At 57.6% G+C, this 458-nt stretch carries 1 pseudogene; it reads right to left on the minus strand.

What is annotated here, in order from left to right:
* Positions 1-359: pseudogene (locus AACY19_RS27255) on the minus strand (hypothetical protein); the annotation flags it as partial.
* Positions 360-458 lie beyond the last annotated feature (99 nt).

A 458-nucleotide genomic window follows, 5' to 3' on the forward strand; every position in this document is an offset into this window, starting at 1 on the left:
GATGCGAGTTCGGTCATCGCTGGATCGTCAGCGCGCCGCGTTAGCCCGTTGATGGGCTGGAGGAACTGGGGGATGTGAACATTGAAGTCTGCGCCGGCGGCGATCGTGGGAATGATGGGCGCGCTCGCTCGGATGAGTTCCTGGGCCGCCTCTAGATCTTGTTGGGCGTTTCCTCCGAAATACGCACATGCGAATGCTGCTGGTTTGTGTCGTCCGCTCAGCGTGTCCGCATTATGCACAACTACATCGTCGCCCAACGTCAATCCGAAGTCGGAAACGATATCGGCGAGCGTCGCGGTTAGTGTTGCGCGATCCCCGGGCGTTACGGCGCCAAGTATGGCCAATTCATAGATACTCATAGATGTCAGCGACCGGCCGCCTTTGCTGCAGTTTCAATCCAAGCCGGCATGTTGACATAGCCGTTATCCCGAACCCAATCATACGCCCCGTATAGGTTC

This window comes from Pseudomonas sp. EA_5y_Pfl2_R50 (assembly GCF_963970475.1).
In the GTDB taxonomy this organism is placed as follows: domain Bacteria; phylum Pseudomonadota; class Gammaproteobacteria; order Pseudomonadales; family Pseudomonadaceae; genus Aquipseudomonas.